Below are 5,988 nucleotides of genomic sequence, written 5' to 3'. Positions count from 1 at the left end.
GCTAGGCCGGCCGGCGCCGCCAGCTAGTGCGGCATCGCCATCGCCCGCGCCGCCTGCAGGATCACGTCTTCCGAAGGCAGCTTGCCGATGCCGGCCAGCCCTTCTTCCTGGCATTCGATGTCCACCCAGCGCACGATGCCATCGCGGTCGATCATGTACAGCGCCTTGAGCTGCGGCCACTGGCGCTCGATGTCAGCCTGGTCGTTCGGCGTGCCCGCGTAGCCGTCCTCGGCGGTGAGCTTGGCCGAAAGTTCCTGCAGCGGCATCGGCTCGGGCAGGTCGCCGAAGGGGTTGACCCGGATCTCGCCCATGGCCTGCATCATCTCGGGCGTGGGCTCGGGCTTGGGCACGCGGAAGGCCCGGTGGATGCTCAGCGCCGGGTCCGACGCCAGGCGCAGCTTGGTGGGCCTGAACCTGAAGTACACGCGTGCATGCACCGGGTCGGTGGCCACCACCGCCAGGCTTTGCACGCCCAGGGCCTTGAGCTTGTCTTCCATGGCGCCCAGCTGCACCAGCTGGCGGCGGCAGAAGGGGCACCACAGGCCGACCATCAGCGCCAGGAAGAGGTTGCTCTTGCCGCGATAGTCGCCCAGCGTGACGGGCCCGGGGCCGTCCACGGCGGGCAGTTCGAATTCGGGGGCCGGCTCGCCCGGCGACACGGGCATGGCCATCATCGATGCGGAGGACATGTCGACTCTCCTTCTAAGGCCCTAGCAAAGGAACGGAAGCACCATCAGGGCGTCGGGCTCCAGGCCGGCGCTTTCGCACAGCGCCTGGGCCTTGGCCAGCCAGGCCTCGGCCTCGTCGGGCCGCCCGGCGTCCAGGTACAGCGTAGCCAAACCGTCGTAGCAAGGGAAGAGCAATTGCGGCTCCGCCACCTGCTCGGCCAGCTGCAGCGCTTCCTGATACGCGGAAAAGGCGCGCCCGTGGTCGCCGTGGCACTGGTGGATCTGGCCGAGCACGATCAGCGGCACGGCCAGGTGGTCGACCAGCCCGAGGCGCCGGTCGAGCTGCACCGCGGCCTGCGCGGCCTCGATGCCCTCGGCCTCGCAGCGGTTGGTGAGCGCGCAGTAGGCCACCGCCAGGTTGGCATACAGCCGCGACTGGAACGCCAGGTCCCCGACCTTGCGCGCGGTTTCCAGCCCGCGCAGGCAGGTCTCGATGCAGCGCTGCGGGTCCAGGCTGGCGTACAGCACGCCCAGGTTGGTGTAGCCGCGGCAGGTGGCTTGCAACAACTCCAGCGCCTCGGCCTGCGCCAGGCTGCGCTCGATTTCCAGCACGGCCTCGTTCGGGCGGCCCAGCCGTGCCAGGGCCACGCCCAGGGTGTTGCCGGCCTCGGCCCGCACGATGGTGGCGGCGCGTTCGGTGTCGGCGCCGGCGCCGGCCGGCACCTCGGCCAGCGCGCGCTGGGCCCAGGCCAGTGCGCCTGCGTTGTCGCCGGCGCGAAAAGCCAGGCGCCCCAGCTCCTGGAACAGGTGCGCCCGCTCGATCGCATCGCCGGCCTCGCCCAGGCGGGCCAGCCCCTCGTTGAAGCAGGCGGCGGCGCGTTCGCGCTCGCCGCATTCCCAGTGCAGGCCGCCGGTCTTGCGCAGCACGCGCGCCTCGCGCACCGGGTCGTCGGCCTGTGCGTCCATGGCCTGGCGGATCGCGTCGTAGTGCGCCAGCGCCTCGTCGCGGCGGCCAGTCAGGCCTTGCAGGTCGGCCAGGCGCTCGCGCGCATCGAGGCGGGCCTGGCGGACCTCGTCGTCGTTGTCGCCGGCGCCTTCCTGTTCGAGGGTTTCCAGCGCGCGCTGGTAGTGGCGCAGGGCGTCCTCGTTGGCATACACGGCGCGCGCCCAGTCGCCGGCGGCCAGCAGGTAGCGGGCGCCGCGCAGCTTGTCGGGCGACAGGCTCCAGTGGTGGCCCAGCGCCTCCAGTTCGGCCAGGCGCCGCGGCGTGCGCTCGGCCTGGGCCGGTACGGCGTCGCCTGCCGGCGCCTGCGCTTCTTCCAGCGCCTGGCCGACCCGCCCGTGCAGTTCGCTGCGCCGGGCCAGCAGCAGGTTCTGGTAGGCCACCTCGTGCAGCAACGCGTGGGTGAAGCGCCAGCGGTCGCCGGGCGCGCAGCACAGCAGCATGGCGGCCGCCAGCCGCTGCAGGGCCACTTCGATGGCCGCCTTGGGGGCGCTGGCAATGCGCTCCAGCAGTCCGGTGCCGAATTCCATGCCCAGCACCGCGGCCTCCTGCAGCGTGCGCCGGTCGTCGGCGCCCAGGCGGTCGATGCGCGAGAGCAGCAGGCCGTAGAGCGTGGCCGGCACGTCGGCGGCCGTGCTGTCCGGCGCGCACTGCCAGCGGTCATCCACGCGCCGCAGCTGCCCGGCACCGGCCAGGCTGCGCAGGATCTCCTCCACGAACAGCGGGTTGCCGCCCGAGCGCTGCGCCACCAGCTCGCGCAGCGGCGCCAGGCCCGCATCGCCGCCAGCGTCCAGCAGCTGATCGACCAGGTCGCGCGTCTCGTCGGGTTCCAGCGGCGACAGTGCCACCTGCGTCTGGCCGGCCTGGGCCGCCTGCACCCGGCGCGCATCGGGGCGCTGCGACAGCACCAGCATCAGGCGCTGGTCCGCCAGCTGGTCCAGCAGGTCCGCCAGCAGTTCGAGCGAGGCGGCGTCCGCCCAGTGGGCATCGTCCAGCACGATCATCAGCGGCTGCTGCGCCAGCCGCAGTTCGAGCAGGGCCCGCCCGGCCAGGTGGATCTGGCGCTGCAGCTGCTCGGGCTCGATGTCGCTCGGGCGCACCTGCTGCAGGCCCAGCAGGTGGTCGAGCACGCGCGTCACCGCGTCGGCCTCCGCGGCGTCCGCGCCCAGCGCCTGCAGGCCCTGCAGCAGCTTGTGCTGCGCCACCGCCAGCGAGTCGTGCTGCTCGAGCTGGTAGGCATCGCGAAACAGCGCACCGAAGCTGCCGTAGGTGGGCTCGCCCATCGACGAGCAGCTGGCGCGGCGCACGCAGGTGGCGGCCAGCGCGGCGGTGCGCTGCGCCTGCAGGCGCGCGAAGAACTCGGCCAGCAGGCGCGACTTGCCCGCGCCCGCCTCGCCGGTGATGCACACCAGCTGCGCACTGCCGGCCTGCATCGCGTCGAAGGCGGCCAGCAGCTGCATGAGCTGCGCATCGCGCCCGACCAGGCCGGCGCTCAGGCCCAGGTCCGCCAGGCCGCGCGGCGAGGCCTGCGCCGCGTCGCTGCGCACACCTGAAACGGCGAACACCTTCATGGGCTGGGCCTTGCCGCGCAGCGCCAGCTCCGCCGCCGCGCCGAACTCGAAGCGGTGCTGCGCCAGCGCCCGGGTGGCGCCGGAGACCAGCACCATGCCCGGCTCGGCCGCGCTCAGCAGGCGCGAGGCGGTGTTGACCGTGTCGCCCGTCACCGCGTAGCTGCCGCCGGCGCCGCTGCCCAGGCTGCCGGCCACCACCGAGCCGGTGTGCACGCCGATGTGCAGCGTCACCCCGCGCGACAGGCGCGGCGCCCACTGCCGGCTGAGCGATTCCACGCCCGCCATCATGGCCAGGGCCGCGTCGATGGCACGCACCGGATCGTCCTCGTGCGCATGCGGCGCGCCGAACACCGCCATCACCGCATCGCCCACGAACTTCTCGACAAAGCCGTCGTAGCGCGCCACGGCCTGCGCCATCACCTCGAACAAGGCGTTCTGGAAGGCGCGCAGCGTTTCCGGGTCCAGCCCTTCGGCCAGCGAGGTGAAGCCGGTGAGGTCGGCAAAGAGCACGGTGACCAGCCGCCGGTCCGCGGCCTGCGACGCGTCGCTGTCATTGGCCGCCGCATGGGCCGGGGCGGGGGTCTGCTGCTCCTGCGCCAGGCCGCAGCGCGGGCAGAACGCAAAGCCCGCCTCGATGGCCTGGCCGCAGCCGCGGCAAGCCAGGCCCGCGCGCTTCCCGCAGCGCTGGCAAAACCCCGCCCCCGGCAGCAGGGTGCTGCCGCAACCGGTGCACGAGGCGGGCAGCGTTGCCGACATGGCGTCCGCCATCGTGCGCCTGTTTGGCCGTGCGCGCCAGTCATCGTGTGCCCCAGTCTCAGGCGAATGGCGATGCGCCATAGGCCGATGCGCCGGCCCCTTCAACAAGCCACAAGTGATATTGCGCCGGCGGCGAATGTTCCGTGCAATGCGCCACGCGCGTTTTCGCGCCGTGCCGCCCGCTCCCGCGGAAGCGAGTGGCCCCTTCCACTACGAAAAGAACGTTGGAGGAGGAGAACCGCCATGACGGACAGCGTTGCGCCGGAATATGCGCGCTTCATCGCCGATGAGCGCCGCGCCAAGCGGCTGGAAGCGGTCGCCCGGCCCATGCCGGAGGGGGAGGTACTCAAGCCCGTGTCGCTCAAGAGCGAGCAGGCCAGCCAGTTCCTGCGCGTGGCCGCCCAGCGCGCCAGCGGCCTGTTCCGCCCGAGCCGCCACACCGAGGTGGTCTGGGTGCAGGGCGACAGCGAACTGGCGGTGAGCCTGGTGGGCCTGCAGGTGCAGCTCACCGAGGGCCTGATCCGCGTGACCATGCCGGTGCGCTGCGACCAGACGGGCAGCGTCAACATCGAGGTGGTGTTTGCCGTGGGCAGTGCCAAGAACCCCTCGGGCCTGTATGCCGCCACCTTCCGCCGGCCCATCGGCCCGGCCGTGATCGTCGACACCTGGGGCGAGGCGCTGGTGGCCTTCGCGTGGCAGGGCGTGCTGGGCATGGTCAGCGGCATTGCCGGCGCCGTGGGCAAGGATGCGCGCGGCAACGTCATGGTGCCGGCCGAACTCAACGCGGACAAGGGCGTGCTGCAGATCGTGCCGATGGCGCGGCATCGCTTCGCCGGCTCCAGCGGGCTCAAGGCAGCATCATGAGCTTTGCTACCGACGACCTGGGCGTGCTCGGCAACCTGGCCGAAGCACTGGGCATCTTCGAAGACGGCGAGCCGAACCCGGCGTGGTTCGGCGCGCCGGAGGCATCGCTGAAGAAGATGCTCTCCAACCCCGAGCAGCGGCAGGCGCTCATCGCCTTCGTGGACGAGGCCATGGGCGGCGCCGACCGCAGCACCGACCCGCGCGGCGTGGTGTGGCTGCCCATCGTGCACATCGACGACCCGGACCTCACGGTGTCGATCACGGTCGACGACCAGGCGGCAGACAACACGCTGCACATCGGCATTGCGCTGTCGGTGCACACCAGCGGCGCGGTGGAATCGAACAGCTCGCTGGCTGTGCCGCTGTTCCGCGCGAAGAAGGACGGCGGGCCCAACGTCGGCAGCCCGCTGCTGCTGGGCGCCAAGGGCGGGCGCATTCGCCTGGCCACCGAGATCGTCATCGACAGCGGTGCGCCGGTGCCGGGCCAGGCACGCCTGGGCGCCATCGGCATCGAGGTCGACCTGCCCACCTACGGCGGTCTGCCGAAAGAGCCGGACCCGGTGTTCGGCCTCAGCCTCACCGGCTTCCAGCTGCCGGGCGCCACCAGCCCGCGCGACATCCGCGTGGCCGCCGACGGCGTGGACGAGCTGGACGACGCGCTGCTCGACCTGGTGCTGGCGCTGGTCAAGTCGCAGGCCGATTCGCAGCCCGCCAACTCGGTGATCGCTGCCATCGGCGGCATGCTGGGCCTGAAGAGCGGCGACGCCATTCCCGACTTTCCGATCACGCTCCTGCCCACGCAGGGCGTGCAGGCCATTGCCAACTGGCTGCACGGGCTGATGACCCAGGCCGCCAGCCGCAACCAGTGGCTGGGCTACCTGGCGCGGCTGTTCGGCGTTGCGCCGCCCGCGCCCGGCCAGCCGGTGGGCTTCGCGCTGGGCGGCGGCGCCGCCCTGCAGCTCAACCTGCGCGTGGACACCGGCCCCACCGGCAATGCGCGGCTCACGCCCACGCTGGGCCTGGTGCTGGGCGATGCGAGCAAGCGGGTGGAGGCGCGCGCCGACCTGTTCGACGTGGACCTCGTCACCGGCGCCGCGCGCGCGCTGCCGCAGTTCGGCGTGTGGGC

General features: G+C 72.3%; 4 protein-coding genes. 2 read left to right on the top strand and 2 right to left on the bottom strand.

The features are described from left to right. Nucleotides 1-23: 23 nt before the first annotated feature. A complete protein-coding gene (locus VSO01S_RS25725; RefSeq protein ID WP_068645609.1) occupies nucleotides 24-689 on the bottom strand; it encodes a redoxin domain-containing protein in 666 nt (221 codons plus the stop codon). Between the two features lie 21 nt (nucleotides 690-710). Beyond that, on the bottom strand, nucleotides 711-3,998 hold the full coding sequence (locus VSO01S_RS25720; protein WP_161944479.1) for an ATP-binding protein: 3,288 nt from the start codon (nucleotides 3,996-3,998) through the stop codon (nucleotides 711-713). 243 nt (nucleotides 3,999-4,241) lie between these two features. Between VSO01S_RS25720 and VSO01S_RS25715 the strand changes: the two genes are divergently transcribed. Next, nucleotides 4,242-4,862 (top strand): hypothetical protein, encoded by a 621-nt coding sequence (locus VSO01S_RS25715; RefSeq protein WP_068645607.1) that lies wholly within the window; start codon nucleotides 4,242-4,244, stop codon nucleotides 4,860-4,862. Further along, nucleotides 4,859-5,988: hypothetical protein (locus VSO01S_RS25710; protein ID WP_153305445.1), on the top strand; the 1,130-nt coding region annotated here is incomplete at its 3' end. The genes VSO01S_RS25715 and VSO01S_RS25710, both read left to right, overlap by 4 nt.

This window comes from Variovorax soli NBRC 106424, from assembly GCF_001591385.1.
Taxonomy (GTDB): Bacteria; Pseudomonadota; Gammaproteobacteria; order Burkholderiales; family Burkholderiaceae_C; genus Variovorax; species Variovorax soli.
This window is presented reverse-complemented; position numbering and strand designations above follow the sequence as displayed.